This window comes from Sphingobium sp. TomTYG46 (assembly GCF_055396345.1).
The window spans coordinates 812,370-832,973 of the sequence record NZ_AP027324.1 but is presented as its reverse complement, the minus strand read 5'-3'; the positions used below and the strand labels follow the sequence as shown (position 1 = coordinate 832,973).

Sequence of the window (20,604 nt, the reverse complement as noted above, 5' to 3'; positions counted from 1 at the left end):
GGCATTTCCCATCTTCTTGGATGGATATGCCCCATTGGATCGAACCACAGCCCACCGGAATATACGTCCGCCCCGCCGACGCCTGGATCGATCCATCACAGCCAGCCGAACGCGCGCTCGTCACTCATGGTCATGCCGACCACGCGCGCGGCGGCCACGGTCATGTCTGGGGGACCGAGGAAACCCTCGCCATCATGGCGCTGCGTTACGGCATGGCCAGCGGCACGGCGGTCAGCTATGGCGAGCAGATCCGCATGGGCGGGGTGGACATCTCCTACATCCCCGCAGGCCACGTCCTTGGCTCCGCGCAAATTCTGCTCCAACATGCAGGGGAACGGGTGATCGTGACCGGCGATTACAAGCGTCGCCCCGACCCCACCTGCAAGCCGTTCGAACCCGTCCCCTGCGACATCTTCGTCACCGAAGCGACCTTCGGCCTTCCCGTCTTCCGCCATCCTTACACCGGCAGCGAAGTCGACCGCCTGCTCGCCGCGCTCCACGCCCACCCGGACCGCTGCGTCCTCGTCGGCGCCTATGCACTCGGCAAGGCTCAGCGCCTCATCTGCGAAGTCCGCGCGCGGGGGCATCATGACCCCATCTACATCCACGGCGCGCTCGAACGCATGTGCGCCCTTTACCGCGACTTCGGCATCGACCTTGGCGAACTCCGCCCGGCAACCGGCGTCCCCGCAAAGGAGATGCGCGGCCACATCATCGTCTCGCCGCCCTCCGCCCTCAACGACCGATGGAGCCGCCGCCTGCCCGATCCCATCACCGCCATGGCGTCAGGCTGGATGCGCGTCCGCCAGCGCGCCCGGCAGAAGAATGTCGAACTGCCGCTCGTCATCTCCGACCATGCCGACTGGGACGAACTGACCAGCACCATCCGCGAAGTCGCCCCCACCGAAACCTGGATCACCCACGGCCGCGAAGAAGCCCTGCTCCACTGGTGCATGACCCACCAGATGCGCGCGCGCGCCCTCGAACTGGTCGGCCGCGAAGATGAGGATGAGGGGTGATGCGCGCCTTCTCCCAACTCCTCGACGGCCTTGTCTACACCCGCTCCCGCAACGGCAAGCTCAACCTCATCGCCCGCTACATGCGCGAAGCCCCCGATCCCGACCGTGGCTGGGCTCTCGCCGCCCTCACCGGCAATCTCGACATAAAGGCGGTCAAGGCCTCCGCCATCGGCGAGATGATCCGCGCCCGCACCGATCCGGTCCTCTATGAAATGAGCCGCGACTATGTAGGCGACCTCGCCGAAACCGTCGCCCTCCTCTGGCCCAAGCGCGAAGACCAGCCCGCCGAGATAGACGACGGCTCGCTCACCCTCTCCGCCATCATCGACCGCCTGCACAGCGTCAGCCGCGCCGCCGCCCCCGACACCCTCGCGCAAATGATGGACCATCTCGACGCCTCCGGCCGCTTCGCCCTGCTCAAGCTTGCGACCGGCGGCCTTCGCGTCGGCATCTCCGCCCGCCTGGCCAAGACCGGCTTCGCCCAGGCCTTCGACCTAGACGTCGATGATGTGGAGGAATGCTGGCACGCCCTTTCTCCCCCCTACACCGCCCTGTTCGATTGGGCGGAAGGCAGGTCCAGCCGCCCCGATCCGGCAGGCACCCCCTTCTTCCGTCCCTTCATGCTCGCCCACCCACTGGAAGCCGACAGCGTAGATCTCGCCCAATATGCCGCCGAATGGAAATGGGACGGCATCCGCATCCAGATCGTGGGCACGGGCGAGCAAACCCGCCTCTACAGCCGCGCCGGAGACGACATCACCGGCAGCTTCCCGGAAATCGCGGAGGCCTTCTCCGCTCACGCAGTCCTCGACGGCGAACTGCTCGTAAAAGGCGAGTTTCAGGGAGGAGAAGCCGCCAGCTTCAATGCCCTCCAGCAGCGTCTGGGCCGCAAAGCCGTGACCGCAAAGATGATGAGCGACTATCCAGCCTTCGTCCGCCTTTACGACATATTGCTCCACGCCGACGAAGACCTGCGCGCCCTCCCCTGGGACCAACGCCGCCCTCGCCTCGAAGCCATGGTCCCGACCCTGAACCCCAACCGCTTCGACATCTCTGCCCTCATCGAAGCCCCAGACTTCGAAAGCCTCGCCGAAATCCGCGCAGGCGCCCGCGACGCCGCGATCGAAGGCGTCATGCTCAAACGCCGCGACAGCCCCTATGTCGCCGGGCGCAAGGCAGCGCTCTGGTACAAATGGAAACGCGATCCCCTGACCGCCGACTGCGTGATGATGTACGCCCAGCGCGGTCACGGCAAACGCTCATCCTTTTATTCGGACTACACATTCGGCTGCTGGACGGAGGATGGCGAACTGCTCCCCGTTGGCAAAGCCTATAGCGGCTTCACCGACGAGGAACTGAAATGGCTGGACCGCTTCGTGCGCACCAACACGGTCAATCGCTTCGGCCCTGTGCGAGAGGTGGAAAAGTCGCTGGTGCTGGAGGTGGCGTTCGACAGCATCCATGAGAGCAAGCGGCATAAATCAGGGCTGGCAATGCGCTTTCCCCGGATTGCGCGGATCAGGCGCGACAAGCCTGCGAGGGAAGCGGATACGGTGGTGGGGTTGAAAAGGTTAGCGAGCTAATTCTTTTTGTTCGGCCAAATGCGCGCCATGTTGCTGCATTCATTGGGATCAGGCAGATCACACTCATGCAAACGAAAATCAAAATGCTTGGAGGAAGCGGAATGTGGGGTTCGCTGCCGACGTTGGAAATATTTGCGACGTTCGCCTTCTGGATCTCAATCTCTGCCGGCGCCACCGCTCTCATCGCAGGCGCTGCGCTTACTGTCATAAGCGATAGGGTTGCAAAGCTCACTACGGCCGACGCAAATATAAGAATCAGCGAAGCCGACGCACGAGCCGCTGAAGCAAAACGACAAGCTGAAGAGTTGCGTCTTGAACTCGAGAGGGAGCGGATCGAACGCTTGCGCTTAGAAAAATCTGTCAAACCTCGGCAGATCAGCAAGACCCAAGCGACAATAATGGGCGCGATTTTAGAACAGTCACCCAAAGGACGGGTTTTTGTAAATCCTGATTGGACAAACCCCGAAGCGAAGCTGTTCGCTGCTCAGATAGCAACAATTTTGGAGCGGTCGGGCCATCAAGTCTCCAAATTGACCGGTGATAGTGCGCCCATTTCATATGGATTACTCGGCGCCTTCTTCGTAATCCGCAACAGCGAAAAACAACCGCTTCACCTTAAGTCATTGCATACAGCCTTCACCGCGGCAGGGTTTCCCTTGGCTGTTCACCAGGAAGAATATGTGCCTGACGAAGATAGTGTGCTGATTGGAATTAGCGCCAAGCTATAATGCTGCGGCGGGAGATTTCGATCATCTTCAACAGCATCAAACTTCAGAGAATTAAAGGAGTCCCCCCCATGCCCTACACCGGAAGCTGCCACTGCGGCGCAGTCACCTACACCGTAGCCGCCGACGCGCCCACCGAGGCGATGTCCTGCAACTGCTCCCATTGCAGTCGCAAGGGCTTCCTGCTGACCTTCGTCCCCGCCGACCAGTTCACGCTCGACAGCGGCGCGGACAAGCTCACCGACTATCAATTCTACAAGCACAAGATCACGCACCGTTTCTGCAACGTCTGCGGCACGCAATCCTTCGCGGAAGGCGACTCCCCCAACGGCCCCATGCGCGCCATCAACCTGCGCTGCGTGCCGGAAGTCGATATCGACGCACTCAAGATCAACAAGGTGGACGGCGCGAGTTTCTAGGCTTCCCACACTGGGGAGGGAAAATACGGCCTTCTCTTCCCCTCTGCGTCTCTGCGCGCATTAATATTTTTCGCGCCGAGAACGCAGAGAAGATGCGCCATACCCACCTTTCACAGACTGACTTTGCGCTGTCACGCGCAGTCCCTATATGGGCGCTTTCGCGCATCGGGCGCGCTTCACGCATGGAGCAGTTGAATTGAGCAAGGTTCTGGTCATTGGCGCGGGCGGCGTCGGGTCTGTGGCGGTTCACAAGATGGCGATGAATCCTGATATCTTCAGCCATATCACGCTCGCCAGCCGCCGTATCATCTCCTGCGAAAAGGTCGCCGAATCGGTGAAAGCCCGCACCGGCGTGACCATCGACGTGGCGCAGGTCGATGCCGACAATGTCGCGGAAACCATCGCCCTCATCGAAAAGGTCCAGCCCAAGCTGGTCGTGAACCTGGCCCTGCCCTATCAGGACCTGGCGATCATGGACGCCTGCCTGGCGACCAAAACCGATTATCTCGACACCGCCAATTACGAACCGCGCGACACGCCCAAGTTCGAATATAGCTGGCAGTGGGCCTATCAGGAGCGTTTCAAGGAAGCGGGCATCATGGCGCTGCTCGGCTCGGGTTTCGACCCCGGCGTCACCAGCGTTTTCGCCAGCTACATCAAGAAGCACCTGCTCGACCGGATCGACACGCTCGACATTCTCGACTGCAATGGCGGCGACCACGGCCAGCATTTCGCCACCAACTTCAACCCGGAAATCAACATCCGCGAAGTCACCGCGCCCTCGCGCCATTGGGAAGGCGGCAAGTGGGTGGAAGGCCCGGCCCTGAAGCACAAACAGGTCTTCGACTTCGATCAGGTCGGCGAAAAGAACATGTACCTCATGTATCATGAGGAACTGGAAAGCCTCGCCAAACACTATCCAGAAATCAAGCGCATCCGCTTCTGGATGACCTTCGGCGACGCTTATCTTAAGCATCTCGAAGTGCTCCAGAATGTCGGCATGACCCGCATCGATCCGGTCATCTACAACGGCCAGGAAATCATCCCGCTCCAGTTCCTAAAGGCCGTCCTCCCCGAACCGTCGAGCCTCGGCTCCACGACCAAGGGCAAGACCAATATCGGCGACATCGCGACCGGCGTGAAGGACGGCGTGGAAAAGACCGTCTATGTCCTCAACGTCTGCGACCATGAGGACGCCTATGCCGAAACCGGCAATCAGGCGGTCAGCTACACGACGGGCGTTCCGGCGATGATCGGCGCCGCCATGATGCTGACCGGCGCATGGAAAGGTGAGGGCGTGTTCAACATCGAACAGTTCGATCCCGATCCCTTCATGGACATGCTGAACCAGCACGGCCTGCCGTGGCAGGTGAAGGAACTGGCCGCGCCGCTGGATTTTTGAATGTGAAGCTCGTCATCCCAGCGAACGCTGGGATCTCGTGCCGCTACACCGTGCCCTCTCGCCTGAGACCACAGCGTTCGCTGGGGTGACGGAGAATCGTTGATGGAAACCAAAGCCGGCGACCCCGCCGCCTTCGCGCATTTCGACCTGAACCGCGTCCCCTCACCCGCCTTCGTGGTCGATGAGGCCGCGATCCGCCGGAACCTCGCCATCCTCGCCGACATCCGCGACCGCGCAGGCATCAAGGTGCTGGGCGCCCTCAAGGCCTTCTCCATGTGGTCCCTTGGCTCGGTGGTGGCTGAATATCTCGACGGCGTCTGCGCCTCCGGCATCTACGAAGCACGCCTCGGTCGCGAGGAGTATGGCGGCGAAGTCGCGACCTACTGCGCCGCCTACAAACCGGACGATCTGGCAGCGATCCTCAAAATCTCCGACCATGTCATCTTCAACAGCCCCGGACAGATCGAGCGGCTTAGGCCCGTCATCGATGATGCTCGAATGAACGGTGTGAACTTCGACATCGGTCTGCGCATAAACCCCCTCCACGCGGAGGGAGAAGTGCCCAAATATGACCCGTCGCAGCCCCACAGCCGCCTGGGTTTTCCGATCGACCAGCTTCGCGCGGAACATCTCGAAGGCGTCGATGGCCTCCATGTCCACAATCTCTGCGAGCAGGATTTCCTGCCCCTCGAGCGCACATGGGCAGCCATCGAATCCCGCGTCATGCCGCATGTCGACGGCCTCAAATGGCTGAATTTCGGCGGCGGCCATCATGTCACCCGCGCCGACTATCAGATTGACGATCTGATCGCCTTCCTTCAGCGGATCAAGGCGCAGACCGGCCTCGAACTCTATATCGAGCCGGGCGAAGCAATGGCGCTCGACGCAGGTATCCTGATCGGCGAAATCCTGGACGTCATCGACAATGGCATGCCCGTCGCCATCACCGACATTTCCGCCACCTGTCATATGCCTGACGTCATAGAGGCGCCCTATCGCCCCGCCATGCTGCATGAAGAGGCGGAAGGTCCCGCCACGCGACTCGGTGGCCCTTCCTGCTTGGCGGGCGACATCATCGGCGACTATCGAGTCCCCGGCGGCGCGACTCCGGGACGCCGCATCGCCTTTTTGGATCAGGCGCATTATTCGATGGTGAAGACCAACACTTTCAACGGCGTGCCACTGCCGAGCATCTGGCTTTGGAACTCAAAGACCGACAAACTCCAGAAAATCCGCGGGTTTTCCTACGAGGATTTCAAGACCCGTCTCTCCTGACGCACATTTCATAGCGGCGCGCGCAACAAAATTTACGTGCGTGCTTTACAGGGGGGACCCCTAAGCATATATCGCCCTTCCGCTGCCCCATGGGACTTCCACCGCAAGGCAGCTTGATTGCCATGAACTACACTGGAGGTCCCTTGAGTTGCACAAGCACCATAGCGCGCTGGGGGTAGCGACCGCCCTCAAACCGGCAGCACCGGTAACGCTGATCCGCCCGCAGGCTGCGGCCCGCGCCGCTCGGTTCTTCGCTGAGAAGTTTCCGGGGCGCTCGCTCTACGCTGTAAAGGCTAATCCCTCGCCGGATCTGCTCCGGACGCTTTGGGACAGCGGGATCACGCATTATGACGTGGCGTCCATCGCCGAGGTTCGCCTCGTCGCGGAAACGCTGCCGCAAGCGAAGCTGTGCTTCATGCACCCCGTCAAGGCTGAAGAAGCCATTGCGGAGGCTTATCACGTCCATGGCGTGCGCACCTTCTCGCTCGACACGATCGACGAGCTGGAAAAGATTGTGCGTGCCACCGACGACGCCACGGATCTTGAACTGTGCGTCCGCCTGCGCGTCTCGTCCGAACATTCGGAACTGAGCCTCGCGTCCAAGTTCGGCGCGGAGCTGGGCGAAACCCGCGAACTGCTGATGGCCACCCGTCAGGCTGCCGATGCGCTCGGCATCTGCTTCCATGTGGGTAGCCAGGCGATGAGTCCACAAGCCTACAGCGACGCCATCGAACGCGTCCGCGCGGCGATCGTCGATGCAGCGGTTACGGTCGACATCATCGATGTCGGCGGCGGCTTCCCGTCCGTTTATCCGGGCATGGAACCACCAGCGCTGGAAGCCTATTTCGACGCCATCTATCGCGGTTTTGAAAGCCTGCCGATCAGCTATTCGGCCGAACTGTGGTGCGAACCTGGCCGCGCGTTGTCAGCCGAATACAGCTCCATCATCGTGCGTGTAGAGCGTCGTCGTGGCACCGAACTCTACATCAACGACGGCGCGTATGGCGCGCTGTTCGACGCGGCGCATATCGGCTGGCGTTTCCCAGTCGCTTTGCTGCGTGAGGAAGAGAGCGAGGCGGATCTAAACGGCTTCTCCTTCTACGGCCCGACTTGCGATGACATGGATCACATGGTGGGTCCGTTCATGCTGCCTGACGATGTGGCCGCGGGGGACTATATCGAAATTGGCATGCTGGGCGCCTATGGCGCGGCGATGCGCACCGGGTTCAACGGCTTCACGTCAGAAGCTGTCATTGAGGTGGAAGACGAGCCGATGGCCAGCCTCTACGCCGATCCGGTTCCGGCACGCCGTCGCGCAACTGTCATCAAGCTGGGCTAAAAAGCTCAAGCTCCCCTTTGGAGAGGGTGCCTGTCCCTCGCCGCAAATATGTGGCGAGGGATTTTCTTTAAGGACGGCGAAAGACCGCCGCCAGTTCGACATGGGTCGACCATCGGAACTGGCCGACCGGCTTCACCTTGTCCAAAACATATCCGCTCGCCATAAGATGCGCCGCATCGCGGGCAAAGCTCGCCGGGTTGCACGAAACATAAGCGATCACCGGCACGGTTGAGGCCGCCAACTGCATCACCTGCTCCCGCGCGCCCGCCCGGGGCGGATCGATCACAACCGCTGCAAAACGGTTCAATTCTTCGGGAACCAGCGGACGCCTGAACAGATCGCGATGGTCGGCAACCATGCGCCGTTGGGCGCGATTGGCAGCCAGCTTGAGCGAAAGCACCAGATCGCGCGCACCCTCGGCCGCGTAAACCGGACGCTCCTTACCGACCCCGAGGGCGAATGTACCAAGCCCGCTAAAGAGGTCAGCAACCGCACCGCTTGCGGGTAGAGCCTCTTTCACGACATCCAGCAAAGCAGCTTCCCCATCCGGCGTGGCCTGAAGAAAGGCGAAGGGAGGGAAGGCTACGGCAACGCCACCAAATGTCATCGTACCCGGCTCAGGCTCCCAGCGCGTTTGCTGGCCATCGCCTTCATCGATCGTCAATCGCGCCAGACTGTGACCCGCGGCAAAGTCACGCAACGCCTCATCCGCTGCCAAGCCGGAAACCTGAACATTCTCCAGAAGCAAGTCCACGCCCTGATCGATGAGGGACATGCGAACATGCGCGGCCCGCCTATCCGGCAGGATCAGGGGTAGCAACGCTCTCAGCGGCTCGATCAGGGCAAAAAGGCGAGGTTCCAATATCTCGCACATCGCAAGATCGATCAGCTTGTGGCTGCCCGATTCAGCAAAACCGATGGCGATCCGCCGCCCCTCCCGAACGGCCCGTAAGGATGTGCGGCGCCGTGTCCTGGGCGGCGACAAATGAGGCGGCAGCAATGATCCCGATGCCAGAGTCAGACCCTGCCCCATCAAGGCGCCGATCACGCGCCCTGTGACGAACTCAGCGAGGCTTTGTTCATCGACATGCTGCAGTTCGCACCCACCACAGGCGGGGAAGTGAATACAGGGCGCTTCAACATGATGAGGACCAGTTGAAAGACTGCCATCGGCCGCCAGCCTGTCTCCCGGCGCCGCGAGCGGCACGTGCCTCCCATCGGCGGTTACACCATCGCCCTTTGCGGCGATGCGAATTACAAGATCATTGTCGATGTCGGTCACAGGCGGGAGGCGATAGCTGCTGGCAACCGGGTGATCAAATCATCCGCGACAAACGCCGCTCCTGCACGTCTCGCTGCCTCGCCATGAAGCCATACGGCTTCGCTTGCCGCGCGAAACGGGTCTCCCCCTACCGCCAGCCGTCCGGCAGCCAGGCCCGCCAGAACATCCCCCGTCCCGGCTGTCGATAGCCAGGATGACGCGCCGGTTGCTACAGCAACGCGGCCATCGGGTGCCGCGATGATGGTGTCCGATCCTTTGAGGATCACTATTGCCGCCGTTCGTCGCGCCGCTTCAACCGCTCGATCAATCTTGCTGCCGGGCAGATCACCAAACAGCCGCACGAACTCCCCCTCATGTGGCGTCAGGATCGACGAAGGCGGAACTGGCCCCACCTGCCCCGTTGCCAACAATGTTAGGGCGTCAGCGTCGAGCACCAGTGGATGACCGCATTGCAGCACCGTTTTCAACCGATCGGCTGCATGCTCATCATGGCCCAAGCCAGGCCCGACCAGCACCGCCGCAAACCTCTCGTCCTGAAGTTGCGCCTTTACCTGATCGGGCTCATCAGCCCGCAACGTCACGATGGCGTCCGCAGCGGAGGAACCTGTGTCCATGACCAGATGTCGAACCATGCCTGCGCCGGAACGAGCCGCAGCCTCGGCAGCAAGCCGCCCTGCCCCCGCCATGCTGCCACCCACTATAGCCACCAGTCCCCGGCTATATTTATGATCCGTTGCTCCCGGCGCTGTCAGGCGAGGCGGAGCAAGCCTATGAACGGCTCCGTCCCCCCCCACACCAATGTCCGCACAAATCAGCCGCCTGAACGTACCGGCAGCAGGATGTAGCACATGAGCAGGCTTGAGCGCCCCCAGCGCAATGCAGACGTCGAATTGCGGCACCGGGGACAGCAGCGCACCACTGTTCGTATCGACCCCGCTCGGCAGGTCGATGGTGTAGCTGAGACCAGCTCGCTCCGTGAGGCTGTTCAGCCGTTCGGCAACAACTTTATCCAGCCCACGCGAAAGCCCCGTGCCGAATAAAGCATCAACCACCTGAGTTGCAGAACCCGCGTCATTTAGGGGCTCGATCGGCCCATTCCATGCTGATCGAGCACGGCGGCTCGAATCCGTGCGGCTTTCCCCCAATGCCGCGACACGGACGGGCACACCCCGCGCCCGCAGCAAACGGGCAACGACAAAGCCATCGCCGCCATTATTGCCTGGACCGCACAGCACCAGAAGGTCCCGCCGACCGCCCGCGCGCCAGATCACCTCTGCCGCAGCGGCCCCCGCGCGCTCCATGAGTTCATATTCAGGGATACCGCTCGCGAACAAGTCCTGCTCGGCTTGCCGCATCTGGGCGGCGGTCAGGATAGCTGCCCCCGTCATGGCACAGCCGCCGGAGTTATAGTCGCGGGCAGCCGATAATGATCCTCACCCGCGCTTACTTCGATAACAGCGACGCTAATTGCGGCGATCTTCGCGGGCTCCGCTCCATCAGCCGATGCCAAACCCCGCCTGTCCTCCAAAATATGAAAACGGCGGAACCCACCATCGGGGTGGCGGATGGTTAGAAGTTCTCCGTCCTGCTCGACCACGCAATTACGCGCCCATTTGGCGTCGGCACCGATCGCGCAGTCCACAAGAGCCCTCTTTTCCGATGCAGAGTTCGCAAAGGGGCTCTGCGCCCCCCCGCCCTGATCACAGCCTGCCAGAGCGAGACACATGAGCCCCGCCCCGGCGATCTGTTCAGATATCCGCATAAACATGGGTTTCGGTCTTCGCTCCGGGATGCGTCACTGCTCCCTTGTAAGCCGGTCCCACATTCTGTGCATAGCGCCAGAGCGCGCCTGATTGATAATCATTCTGGCGAGGCTGCCAGTTCTTCTGTCGCTCAGCCAGCACGGACTCGGAAACCTTAAGGTCGATCGTGCCTGCTTCGGCGTCGATAGCGATGAGGTCGCCATTCTCGACCAGTGCTATCGGACCGCCCTCGGCAGCTTCAGGTCCCACATGGCCAATGCAGAAGCCGCGCGTCGCGCCTGAGAAGCGCCCGTCGGTGATCAGCGCGACCTTTTCGCCCATGCCCTGGCCGTACAGCGCGGCAGTGGTAGACAGCATTTCGCGCATGCCAGGACCGCCCTTGGGGCCTTCATAGCGGATGACGATAACCGATCCTTCGGCGATGTCGCGCGCTTCGACCGCCGCAAAAGCGCCTTCCTCACAATCGAAAACGCGAGCAGGCCCTTCGAACTGGAGGCGGTGCATGCCCGCGACCTTCACGATCGCTCCATTGGGCGCCAGCGATCCCTTCAGGCCAACGACGCCGCCGGTCGGCGTGATCGGTGACTTGACGTCAAAGATGACCTTCTGATCAGGATTCCAGGTCACTTCCTCGATATTCTCGGCGATCGTCTTGCCGGTGACGGTCATGCAATCGCCGTGCAGCAAGCCGTTGTCGAACAAGGTTTTCATCAGCATGTAGATGCCGCCAGCATCGTACATATCCTTGGCGACATATTTGCCGCCGGGCTTGAGGTCAGCGATGTAAGGCGTCGACTTGAAGATTTCGGCCACGTCGAACAGGTCGAAATCGATGCCGCACTCGTTCGCCATAGCTGGCAAGTGCAGCGCTCCGTTGGTCGAGCCACCCGTCGCAGCGACGATTCGGGCTGCATTCTCGAAGGCTTCGCGCTTGCAGATATCACGCGGACGGATATTCTTCGCTAGCAACTCCATGACCTGACGACCAGCGGCCACCGCCACTTCTTCGCGGCTCTTGTAGGGAGCGGGCGCCATGTTGCTGTTCGGCAGGGAAAGGCCGATCGCCTCGCCCACGCAGGCCATGGTATTTGCGGTATATTGCCCGCCGCATGCGCCGTGTCCGGGGCAAGCGACCTTTTCGAGTGCGATCACATCCTTCAGCGGACAGGCGCCCGCTGCATATTTGCCGACCACCTCGAACACATCGACGACGGTAACGTCGCGATTTTCAAAACGGCCCGGCAGGATTGACCCGCCATACACGAAGATAGACGGCACATTCAGGCGCAGCATCGCCATCATCATGCCCGGCAACGACTTGTCGCATCCGGCGAAAGTGACGAGCGCGTCATAGCAGTGGCCGCGCACCGAAAGCTCGACCGAGTCCGCGATGACTTCGCGGCTCGCCAGCGAACTCTTCATGCCCTGATGGCCCATCGCGATGCCGTCCGTGACGGTGATGGTGTTGAACCGGCGCGGCATACCGCCAGCTTCATTCACGCCCTGACGGCAGAAGTCCGCCTGCATATCGAGCGTCGTGTTACATGGGGCGCTGTCGTTGCCCGCTGATGCAATGCCTACGAAGGGGCGGCCAATCTCTTCTTCCGTCAGGCCCATCGCATAATAATAGCTACGATGCGGAGCACGCTCCGGACCAACCGAGACGTGGCGGCTCGGCAGTTTCGACTTGTCGAATGTATGAGACATAAAACCTACCCTTCTTGCGCGCCTCCTTTCCAAAAAGGGACGAGTCACGCAAGGCTATTGCGGCATTGTAGCACGATGGGGCCAATTATGCTGGCGAAGCGGCTTTGCCCGTTGCCGTCGCTCACCAGATCCTGCCGCATCTCGATGCCAAGATAGGGTATGCCATTGGCTTCGGCATGGCGGTTCATGGTCGCGTTCAGCAGCCGCCCCGAATAGGGTAGCTGATCGCCGACCATCAGGCCAGCCTCCTCCAGCATTGGAATGGCGATGCGGGCCGCACGGTCATCTTCATTGTAAAGCACGCCGATGTCCCATGGCCGTTCTGCCTCAGGGTCGCTTGCCAGCTGCGGGGTGAAGCTGTGCACTGAGAGGATGAAGGGCGACGTCATTCCGTCGAGCAGTCGGCCGATCTGATGATGATAGGGATGATGAAAGCGGATCATGCGATCAGAAAGGTCTGCATGGCGATTGCCAGGAATGGCATGGCCGTCGCTCATGACAGGCAGCAGGCCCGGCGCGTCATCCTCACGATTAAGGTCGATCACAAGCCTGGAAATACCACCCAATATCGCGGTGCATCCCAACTGCTCCGCCAGTAACCGGCTGACCTCGGCCGCTCCGATGTCTATGGCGATGTGGTTGCTCAGCAGGGCAGGATCGATATCCAGATCGATGTCGGCAGGCACATGAGCCGACGCATGATCCGCGATGATGAGCAGGTCGAGGGGGCCGCCTTCCACCTGTGTAAATGCCTCGCTCACGCTCCGCCGATCTCCGTTTCCATTACCCACCAGCCGGGTTGCATCGCTGATATTGCCCGCGCAGCCACTGCTCGCTCGCCCGGATCATCGAACAACGCATAGCAAGTTGCGCCAGACCCTGACATCCGAGCCAGCCTGACGCCCGCTTGCTCCCGTAGCAGTGAAAGCACGTCGGCAATGACAGGCGCTACCGCGATCGCCGCCGGTTCCAAGTCATTGCGCCCGCTTGCGATCACATCGTCGAGGGTAGCGGCAGTCAAGGGGCCTCGATCCAGCCGGTCCCATCGGCTGAAGACATCGGCCGTGGAAACACCGACACCTGGATTGACCAGGAGCATCGCGGTCCCCTCCAAGCCTTGCACATCCAGGGCCTCGAGCACTTCACCCCGGCCGCGCACCATCTGCGTAACGCTGCGGACGCAGGCCGGCGCGTCCGAACCAAGCGACAGGCCAATGCGCTCCAATTCAGCGTCGGGGAGTCGTGCGTCCCACAGCCGGTTTAGCAATCGCAACGTCGCCGCCGCATCGGCGGAGCCACCGCCAATGCCCGATGCTACCGGGAGGTTCTTCGTCAGCTTCAACGCCGCGCCGCGCGCTTCACCCAAATGGTCCTGCAACGCCCGGGCGGCTCTCATGACAAGATTATCTGTGCCAGAGCCCAATGCCTTGCCGAACGGCCCATCCAGCGTAAGGCTGATTTCCTCTCCATGGTCTAGACTTCCGCTTAGGAGGTCTCCGTCCTTTGCAAAGACAAACAGGCTTTCCAGCGCATGATAGCCATCCGGCCGCCGATCTCGCACGTGCAGGGCGAGATTCACCTTTGCGAAGGCGGTTTCCATCAACATTGCAGCTTCAGGGCGCAGCATATTCTGGCGTCATCCCAGTTTTCGCCTTCGCATGAAGTCGCGCCGCCACTTCTCCTTCCGCGAAGACAGCCGCAGCCCGCCAGGCGTAGCGCGCTTCATAGCGGCGTCCGGCGGCCCATAGTGCGTCGCCCAAATGCTCGTTGATGGTAACATCAGCCGGAGCGCCCTCGGCCGCACGCTCCAGCACCGGCACCGCCGTTTCCACATCTCCGGCCACGAAATGCGCCCATCCAAGAGAATCAGTTATGGACGGGTCGTCTGGTTTCAGGGCGCTCGCCTTCTTCAGAAGTTCAAGCGCAGCCGGAACATTCTGCCGCCGTTCGACCTGAGCGTAGCCCAAATAGTTCAGCACCGCCGGTTCATTGGGCGCGATCTTCGCGGCGCGCTCCAGGGCTCCACGCGCTTCGTCCCATCGGCCCGCCTGCTCAAGCGCACTGCCCTGCATCAGCAAGAGAGCCCAAGGCACATTGTCCGCGCCGTAGCGCCCTTCGGCCATCCTGAAGGCTTCAGCAGCCCCGGTGAAATCCTTCGCTTGGGCCAGCAACTGCCCCAGCTTCACCATATGATCCACATCCGCACCCGATGCGTTAGCCAGGGAGCGGGCGAGCGATATTGCTGCCGTGCTGTTATCAGACACCGCGAGTGCGTTGACCATCGCCGCCTCCCGCAGCGACCCAAACCAACCCTCTGGCGCGACCCGGTTCAACTCAGACACAGCCTGTTCCCCGCGCCCAGCTTCGGTCAGCAATTGCGCCAGGACCAGCCTGCTATCAGCGCCGCCGGGATTGGCGAAGCTGGCAATGCGAGCCAGCCTGATCGCCAACATTCGCGTGCTCTCATCCGATGAAATGTCGGTAGCCAAACGCGCAAGCAGCCGGGCAAACCCCTGCGCTGGCGTCAGTGGTCGCCCCGCTTCCCCGACTCCGCGTTTGCGCGCGATATCCTTCCGCGCCAGAGCATAGTCGACCCGCCCATCAGGAAGCAAAGCCATCGCCTCCGTTCTTGCGCCCCGAGCCGCGAGCTGGGCCGCGAAGGTCAGCCGCATTTCGACGAGTTCGACCGTGCGCAGCCCCAGCGCGCGATTGATCGCCAGCCCAGCGCCCGCAACGTCTCCACGGCCAAGCGCCTGGAGCGCGATATGCTCGTCAATGTATCGCCGCGCGAGGGAGGCATAGCGATCCGCCGGATCTATCTCGGGCGGCGCAACACGGCCTTCGCCCACCGCAATCCAGCTGCGGATTATCGGTGCCAGAAACCCGAAATTGCCTTCAGCCGCGACCCGATCCGTGATCCGACCGGCCGCCTTCCAATCCCTTCGGGCCAAAGCTTCGCCAAGGAACAGAAGCGTCCCGTCCCTCGGCATCAGCCCTTTCGCGTCGAGCAGCCTTGCCGATCGCATGGCCAGAGCCATGTCGCCACTCATCAAAGCATGCAGGTAGGAACGCCGCGCCACCTCCACACTGTCCGAATCCTCGGCCAGCGCATCGCGATAGTTGTTAAGCGCAATGCGTGCCGCTCCATCACTGTCGGCCAACCTGCCCCGTGCATAAGCATGCAGCGCGCTCGACCGATCCACCGATGCGCCAGCAGGGGAAGCCAGCAGCATCGGCAGCAACGTCGCAGAGAGCAGGCGCCTACATGTTGGGATAGTTCGGCCCCCCGCCGCCTTCGGGCACGACCCAGTTGATGTTCTGCGTCGGGTCCTTGATGTCGCACGTCTTGCAGTGGACGCAGTTCTGGGCGTTAATCTGGAATCGGGGATTGCCCTCATCCTGTCCAACCACCTCATAAACACCTGCGGGGCAATAGCGCTGCGCCGGTTCGTCATACATGGGGAGGTTGTAATTGATCGGGATGGACGGGTCCTTCAACTGAAGGTGAACCGGCTGGTCCTCCTCATGATTGGTGTTCGACAGGAACACAGAGGATAGGCGATCAAAGCTGATAACCCCATCGGGCTTGGGATAATTGATCTTGTGCCCGATCTCCTTGGGCCAGATTTTTTCATTGTCTGGCTTGTGCTTCATCGTGAAAGGCAGGCCGATCTTCAGCGTGCGCATCCACATGTCGATGCCCGCCAGCAGCGTCCCGATCGTATTGCCGAACTTGGCCAGCAGCGGCTCGGCATTCTTGACCAGCTTCAGTTCGTCGGCGATCCAGCTCGACCGCAGGCGATCATCATAGTCGTGCAGAACATCGCGCGAGCGTTCGTTCTGAATCGCCTCAAACGCCGCCTCGGCCGCCAGCATGCCGGACTTCATCGCCGTATGCGTACCCTTGATCCGCGGTACGTTGACGAAGCCTGCCGAGCAACCAATCAGCGCACCGCCGGGGAACACCAGTTTCGGCACCGACTGCCAGCCACCTTCATTGATCACGCGCGCGCCGTAGGACACGCGGCGCCCGCCCTCCAGATACTGGCGGATTGCCGGATGCTGTTTCCAGCGCTGGAACTCCTCGAAGGGATAGAGGTAGGGGTTGCGGTATCCGAGGCCGACCACGAAGCCGATCGCAACCTGCCCGTTGGCCTGATGATAAAGGAAGCCGCCGCCGTAGGCGTCAGTCAGCGGCCAAGCCTGCGTGTGGATGACCAGGCCCGGCTTGTGCTTGGCGGGATCGATATCCCACAATTCCTTCATGCCCAGGCCATAGACCTGCGGTTCACAATCCTTGTCCAGCTCGAACTGGCGCTTGAGGATCTTGGTCAGGTGGCCGCGCGCGCCTTCAGCAAAGAAGGTATATTTGGCATGCAGTTCCAGCCCCGGCTGATAATCGCCCTTGCGATTGCCTTCCCGGTCGATGCCCATGTCGCCGGTGGCAACGCCTTTTACGCTACCATCTTCATTGTAGAGAATTTCGGCGGCGGCAAAGCCAGGGAATATTTCGACACCCAGTCTCTCAGCCTGCTCGGCAAGCCAGCGGCACAGATTGCCCAACGACCCCGTATAGGTCCCCTTGTTGTGCATCCAGCGCGGCGTGGCGATATGTGGTACAGGCAATTTGCCGCGCTTGGTCAGGAACCAGTGCTGGTTATCGCGCACAGGAACCTCGGCAAGCGAGCAGCCCATGTCGCGCCAGTCCGGCAGCAGTTCGTCGAGCGCCTTGGGATCGATCACAGCGCCCGACAGAATATGGGCGCCGATCTCGGACCCTTTTTCCAGAACGCACACCGCCAGTTCCTGACCGGCTTCATTGGCCAACTGCTTCAGCCTGATCGCCGCGGACAGCCCCGCCGGTCCCCCGCCGACGATGACGATGTCATAGGGCATCGATTCCCGTTCGCTCATAATCCCTCCATCGAGACGGGCCGGATAGTTTCCCTTTCCTGTCCGACCGCCGCATTACTCAAACGATTTACCACTGGTTGCCGATGAAGATTCTTGACCCCGGCGTCAACCTCTGGCCCTAGAAGAACGATGCGGGGAATGACGGAAGACTTGGCCAATGCTGCCAGCGCCTATCTGGCATGGTGGGACATGGCGGGCGTTGATGGCGCGACGACGGAAACGCCGGTCAATTGGCTGCGCCCAACTCCAGCTGCCACCCCGCCCTCGTCCACCTCCTCTCCCGCCACGGTGAAGAAACCCGGATCGCTTCAGGATTTCATGACCTGGCTCGCTGAGGATGCCGGACAACCCGAGCGCCGCTGGGCCGGAACGCCCATATTGCCACAGGGACAAGCCGGATCTCCGCTGATGATAATCACGGACATGCCCGATCCGGCCGACATAGACGCAGGCACATTGCTTGCCGACCGCGCCGGACGCTTGTTCGATGCCATGCTCTCCACCATCGGCTTGTCGCGTGAGACGGTCTACATCGCTTCCCTCTTTTGCGCGCGGCCACCCGGCGGCATGGTGGAGGCGGCGGATCTGAATGCTGCGGCCGATCGCATGCGGACCCATGTTTCCCTCGCAGCTCCCGGCAAGCTCCTGCTTATGGGCGACAGGACGATCCGCACATTCCTTCCCGTCCAAGACAAGCAAGGGATGGAAAGTTTACACTTTTTTAACCATGATGGCGGCATTGTGCCTGCTTTAGCCACTTTCCACCCGCGGCTGCTGCTCGGGCAGCCCGCGGCGAAAGCGGAATGTTGGCGCACATTGCAACGCCTGGTCGAGGATATGCATCAGTGATTCGCGCGCTCACCCGATCTTCCTGTCTGGCTCTGGCCGCCATGAGTGCCGCCGCTACCATGCCCGCAAAAGCGGATGACGCGCCATCGACCGCGAAGTTCAGATCCGACTTCAACTCCGCCTTGTCCATCAATGACGCAGACAAGGGGCGTTACTCGGCTATTTACGCCGCACTGGCGGGTCAGAGTTGGGCTGACGCAAAAGCCATGATCCTGGCTTTGGATCCGCAGGATCCGATGCGTTTCGTTGCCCTCTCCGACCTCTATGTGGCGAAGGACTCTCCACGCGTCGAGCTGTTCGATGTGCTCGACCTGGTGAACAAGGCAGCTTGGCTTCCCAACGCGGATCAACTTTCGCGGCTGGCGCAAAAGCGGGGAGCTACGATCCTTCCAACCCTCCCGCAAATCCAGAAGATGGTATGGCTGGGTTCCGCACCCCGCCGCGAATATGTCGCCACGACGAAGACCGACCTACTGGCCCAGGCGCTGGTTGGCCAGATCACGCCTTTCATCAAGAATGATGATCCTGTCGGAGCGGAAACGCTGCTGGCGTCCGGGGAAATCGGCCTCACCCCTGAAGGCGTGACGGAAGTGCGCCAGCGTGTCGCCTGGTCCTATTATATCGAGAATAACGACGCCGACGCACGCCGCATGGCCAACCGAGCGCTCGAAACCCGTTCGGGCAGCGACTGGACGGTGCAAGCGCATTGGACGCTGGGCCTCGCATCTTGGCGACAGCATGATTGCGCAGCAGCCGCGCCTGCGTTCGCCAATGTTGCGGCTCTCGCTGGAAATGCCGACATGCGGGCAGCGGGAGCCTATTGGGCTTCCCGCGCCTACATGGTCTGCGGTCAGGCCGAAAAGGTCGAAAGTCTTCTGAAGACGGCAGCTCGTTCCGATGAAACCTTCTATGGCCTGCTTGCCCGCGAGACACTGGGCATGCCCGTTGGCGGCGCCAGAGTGGCGCCCCACTTTGGGGCAGCCGATTGGCAGCAGCTCAAGGACAGCCCGAATGTCCGCGCGGCCATTGCTCTTGCGTCCATCGGGCAGATCGCGAAAGCCGACCAGTTCATCCGCCACCAGGCGCGGATCGGCGGCGCGGCCCAATATGACGCGCTGCTGAAACTGGCAAACGCTCTCAGCCTTCCCGCCACCCAACTTTGGCTCGCGCATAATGGTCCGGCGGGTAAACAGCCTGGCAGCTTCGCCCGCTTCCCGACGCCCGACTGGCGTCCGGATGGTGGATGGCGCGTCGATCCCGCCTTGATCTATGCCCACACGCTTCAGGAATCAGGGTTCCGTAGCGACGTCGTCAGCAGTGCAGGTGCCCGAGGCCTGATGCAGGTCCTGCCCGGCACCGGCAGCGACATGGGCCTTTCCTCCCCTGCCCAATTGTTCGTGCCATCGACCAACATGGAATATGGCCAGCGTTACCTGGAAAACCTCCGCAACATGAGCGCCACCGGCGGGCTTCTGCCCAAGGTCATGGCCGCCTATAATGCAGGTCCGCTGCCCGTCGAACGCTGGAACAGCGAGGTCAAGGACAATGGCGACCCTCTCCTGTTCATGGAGTCGCTGCCCTATTATGAAACCCGCGCTTATGTGAACATCGTCATGCGCAACTACTGGATGTATCAAATTCAGGCGAAGGGCAGCGCTGATTGCCTCACCGGCATGGCGCAGGGCATGTGGCCCACCTTCCCCACAGCCAAAGGCGCGCGCATGGTCAGGCTGAGCCAGAACAGCAACCTGTCCGCACCCAGCATCGCGGGCGGCTCTGACTAATGCCGATCGATGAGAACCGGGCATTTCTGCCGGTACGAATTGCGGTCCTGACTGTGTCCGACAGCAGAGGCCTTGCAGACGATCGATCCGGCGATACCTTGGTCGAGCGAATAAAGGCTGCGGGTCACATATTGGCTGCGCGCTATATCGAAAAAGATGATCGAGCCGCCATCGTTGCCCGCCTGCACAGCTGGATTGACGATCCCCAGATCGATTGCATCATCTCTACGGGAGGCACGGGCGTCACGGGCCGCGATGTGACCCCGGAAGCGATCGCCCAGGTCCAGGACAAGGAAATACCCGGCTTCGGCGAACTATTCCGATGGCTCAGCTTCCAGACAATCGGAACCTCGACGATACAGTCGCGGGCCACCGCATGCGTTTCGCGCGGAACTTATATCTTCGCGCTGCCGGGTTCTACCGGCGCGGTGAAGGACGCCTGGGACGGCATTCTTTCCACCCAGCTCGACAGCCGTTATCGCCCCTGCAATTTCGTCGAACTGATGCCCCGCCTGATGGAGCGCTGACCCACCGGCCCTTGCT

General features: G+C 61.4%; 18 protein-coding genes. 10 read left to right on the top strand and 8 right to left on the bottom strand.

The window, feature by feature from the left end:
• Positions 1-26: 26 nt before the first annotated feature.
• The 7 genes from ACZ5YV_RS04285 (at position 27) to ACZ5YV_RS04255 (ending at position 7,762) form a co-directional block, all read left to right on the top strand.
• Positions 27-1,019 carry a ligase-associated DNA damage response exonuclease gene (locus ACZ5YV_RS04285; protein WP_464789142.1) on the top strand — a complete coding sequence of 331 codons (993 nt, stop codon included), beginning with the start codon at positions 27-29 and terminating at the stop codon, positions 1,017-1,019.
• A complete protein-coding gene (locus tag ACZ5YV_RS04280; RefSeq protein WP_464788729.1) occupies positions 1,019-2,602 on the top strand; it encodes a cisplatin damage response ATP-dependent DNA ligase in 1,584 nt (527 codons plus the stop codon). The genes ACZ5YV_RS04285 and ACZ5YV_RS04280 overlap by 1 nt, the downstream gene beginning before the upstream one ends.
• 65 nt (positions 2,603-2,667) lie before the next feature.
• A complete protein-coding gene (locus ACZ5YV_RS04275; RefSeq protein ID WP_464788728.1) occupies positions 2,668-3,330 on the top strand; it encodes a hypothetical protein in 663 nt (220 codons plus the stop codon).
• 68 nt (positions 3,331-3,398) lie between these two features.
• Positions 3,399-3,746 (top strand): GFA family protein, encoded by a 348-nt coding sequence (locus ACZ5YV_RS04270; RefSeq protein ID WP_464788727.1) that lies wholly within the window; start codon positions 3,399-3,401, stop codon positions 3,744-3,746.
• Between the two features lie 196 nt (positions 3,747-3,942).
• On the top strand, positions 3,943-5,148 hold the full coding sequence (locus tag ACZ5YV_RS04265; RefSeq protein ID WP_464788726.1) for a saccharopine dehydrogenase family protein: 1,206 nt from the start codon (positions 3,943-3,945) through the stop codon (positions 5,146-5,148).
• A 102-nt stretch (positions 5,149-5,250) separates the two neighbouring features.
• A complete protein-coding gene (locus tag ACZ5YV_RS04260) occupies positions 5,251-6,423 on the top strand; it encodes a carboxynorspermidine decarboxylase (protein WP_464788725.1) in 1,173 nt (390 codons plus the stop codon).
• A gap of 148 nt (positions 6,424-6,571) precedes the next feature.
• Positions 6,572-7,762: a type III PLP-dependent enzyme gene (locus ACZ5YV_RS04255; protein WP_464788724.1), complete on the top strand. Its 1,191-nt coding sequence runs from the start codon at positions 6,572-6,574 to the stop codon at positions 7,760-7,762.
• 67 nt (positions 7,763-7,829) lie between these two features.
• Here the strand turns inward: ACZ5YV_RS04255 and ACZ5YV_RS04250 are convergent, their stop codons facing one another.
• From ACZ5YV_RS04250 to ACZ5YV_RS04215, 8 genes are all read right to left on the bottom strand, one after another.
• A complete protein-coding gene (locus ACZ5YV_RS04250; protein ID WP_464788723.1) occupies positions 7,830-9,044 on the bottom strand; it encodes a class I SAM-dependent RNA methyltransferase in 1,215 nt (404 codons plus the stop codon).
• Positions 9,041-10,432: an NAD(P)H-hydrate dehydratase gene (locus tag ACZ5YV_RS04245; protein ID WP_464788722.1), complete on the bottom strand. Its 1,392-nt coding sequence runs from the start codon at positions 10,430-10,432 to the stop codon at positions 9,041-9,043. The genes ACZ5YV_RS04250 and ACZ5YV_RS04245 overlap by 4 nt, the downstream gene beginning before the upstream one ends.
• A complete protein-coding gene (locus ACZ5YV_RS04240) occupies positions 10,429-10,686 on the bottom strand; it encodes a hypothetical protein (RefSeq protein ID WP_464788721.1) in 258 nt (85 codons plus the stop codon). The genes ACZ5YV_RS04245 and ACZ5YV_RS04240 overlap by 4 nt, the downstream gene beginning before the upstream one ends.
• A gap of 106 nt (positions 10,687-10,792) precedes the next feature.
• A complete protein-coding gene (gene ilvD / locus ACZ5YV_RS04235) occupies positions 10,793-12,514 on the bottom strand; it encodes a dihydroxy-acid dehydratase (protein ID WP_464788720.1) in 1,722 nt (573 codons plus the stop codon).
• A 44-nt stretch (positions 12,515-12,558) separates the two neighbouring features.
• Entirely contained in the window at positions 12,559-13,275 is a 717-nt protein-coding gene (locus ACZ5YV_RS04230; protein ID WP_464788719.1) for an N-formylglutamate amidohydrolase, read from the bottom strand.
• Positions 13,272-14,120, bottom strand: coding sequence for a 4-(cytidine 5'-diphospho)-2-C-methyl-D-erythritol kinase (locus tag ACZ5YV_RS04225; RefSeq protein ID WP_464789141.1), 849 nt, complete (start codon positions 14,118-14,120; stop codon positions 13,272-13,274). Before ACZ5YV_RS04225 ends, ACZ5YV_RS04230 begins: the two co-directional genes overlap by 4 nt.
• Positions 14,121-14,127: 7 nt before the next feature.
• Positions 14,128-15,747, bottom strand: a complete 1,620-nt coding sequence (locus ACZ5YV_RS04220) for a tetratricopeptide repeat protein (protein WP_464788718.1) — start codon at positions 15,745-15,747, stop codon at positions 14,128-14,130.
• Positions 15,748-15,775: 28 nt separating this feature from the next.
• Entirely contained in the window at positions 15,776-17,428 is a 1,653-nt protein-coding gene (locus ACZ5YV_RS04215; protein ID WP_464788717.1) for an electron transfer flavoprotein-ubiquinone oxidoreductase, read from the bottom strand.
• 138 nt (positions 17,429-17,566) lie between these two features.
• Between ACZ5YV_RS04215 and ACZ5YV_RS04210 the strand changes: the two genes are divergently transcribed.
• From ACZ5YV_RS04210 to moaB, 3 genes are read left to right on the top strand one after another with little or no spacing between them, the layout of a single operon-like run.
• Positions 17,567-18,277, top strand: a complete 711-nt coding sequence (locus tag ACZ5YV_RS04210) for a uracil-DNA glycosylase family protein (RefSeq protein ID WP_464788716.1) — start codon at positions 17,567-17,569, stop codon at positions 18,275-18,277.
• The gene (locus ACZ5YV_RS04205; RefSeq protein ID WP_464788715.1) at positions 18,274-20,061 is read left to right on the top strand and encodes a lytic transglycosylase domain-containing protein; all 1,788 of its coding nucleotides are present in this window, start codon (positions 18,274-18,276) and stop codon (positions 20,059-20,061) included. Before ACZ5YV_RS04210 ends, ACZ5YV_RS04205 begins: the two co-directional genes overlap by 4 nt.
• Positions 20,061-20,588: a molybdenum cofactor biosynthesis protein B gene (gene moaB, locus ACZ5YV_RS04200; RefSeq protein WP_464788714.1), complete on the top strand. Its 528-nt coding sequence runs from the start codon at positions 20,061-20,063 to the stop codon at positions 20,586-20,588. The genes ACZ5YV_RS04205 and moaB overlap by 1 nt, the downstream gene beginning before the upstream one ends.
• Positions 20,589-20,604: the final 16 nt, after the last annotated feature.

Coding starts and splice junctions, on each gene's coding strand:
- ilvD (WP_464788720.1), bottom strand. CDS start 12,514: ATGTCTCATACATTCGACAAGTCGAAACTGCCGAGCCGCCACGTCTCG.
- ACZ5YV_RS04210 (WP_464788716.1), top strand. CDS start 17,567: ATGACGGAAGACTTGGCCAATGCTGCCAGCGCCTATCTGGCATGGTGG.
- ACZ5YV_RS04215 (WP_464788717.1), bottom strand. CDS start 17,428: ATGAGCGAACGGGAATCGATGCCCTATGACATCGTCATCGTCGGCGGG.
- ACZ5YV_RS04260 (WP_464788725.1), top strand. CDS start 5,251: ATGGAAACCAAAGCCGGCGACCCCGCCGCCTTCGCGCATTTCGACCTG.
- moaB (WP_464788714.1), top strand. CDS start 20,061: ATGCCGATCGATGAGAACCGGGCATTTCTGCCGGTACGAATTGCGGTC.
- ACZ5YV_RS04285 (WP_464789142.1), top strand. CDS start 27: ATGCCCCATTGGATCGAACCACAGCCCACCGGAATATACGTCCGCCCC.
- ACZ5YV_RS04225 (WP_464789141.1), bottom strand. CDS start 14,120: ATGTTGATGGAAACCGCCTTCGCAAAGGTGAATCTCGCCCTGCACGTG.
- ACZ5YV_RS04270 (WP_464788727.1), top strand. CDS start 3,399: ATGCCCTACACCGGAAGCTGCCACTGCGGCGCAGTCACCTACACCGTA.
- ACZ5YV_RS04275 (WP_464788728.1), top strand. CDS start 2,668: ATGCAAACGAAAATCAAAATGCTTGGAGGAAGCGGAATGTGGGGTTCG.
- ACZ5YV_RS04220 (WP_464788718.1), bottom strand. CDS start 15,747: ATGCTGCTGGCTTCCCCTGCTGGCGCATCGGTGGATCGGTCGAGCGCG.
- ACZ5YV_RS04245 (WP_464788722.1), bottom strand. CDS start 10,432: ATGACGGGGGCAGCTATCCTGACCGCCGCCCAGATGCGGCAAGCCGAG.
- ACZ5YV_RS04280 (WP_464788729.1), top strand. CDS start 1,019: ATGCGCGCCTTCTCCCAACTCCTCGACGGCCTTGTCTACACCCGCTCC.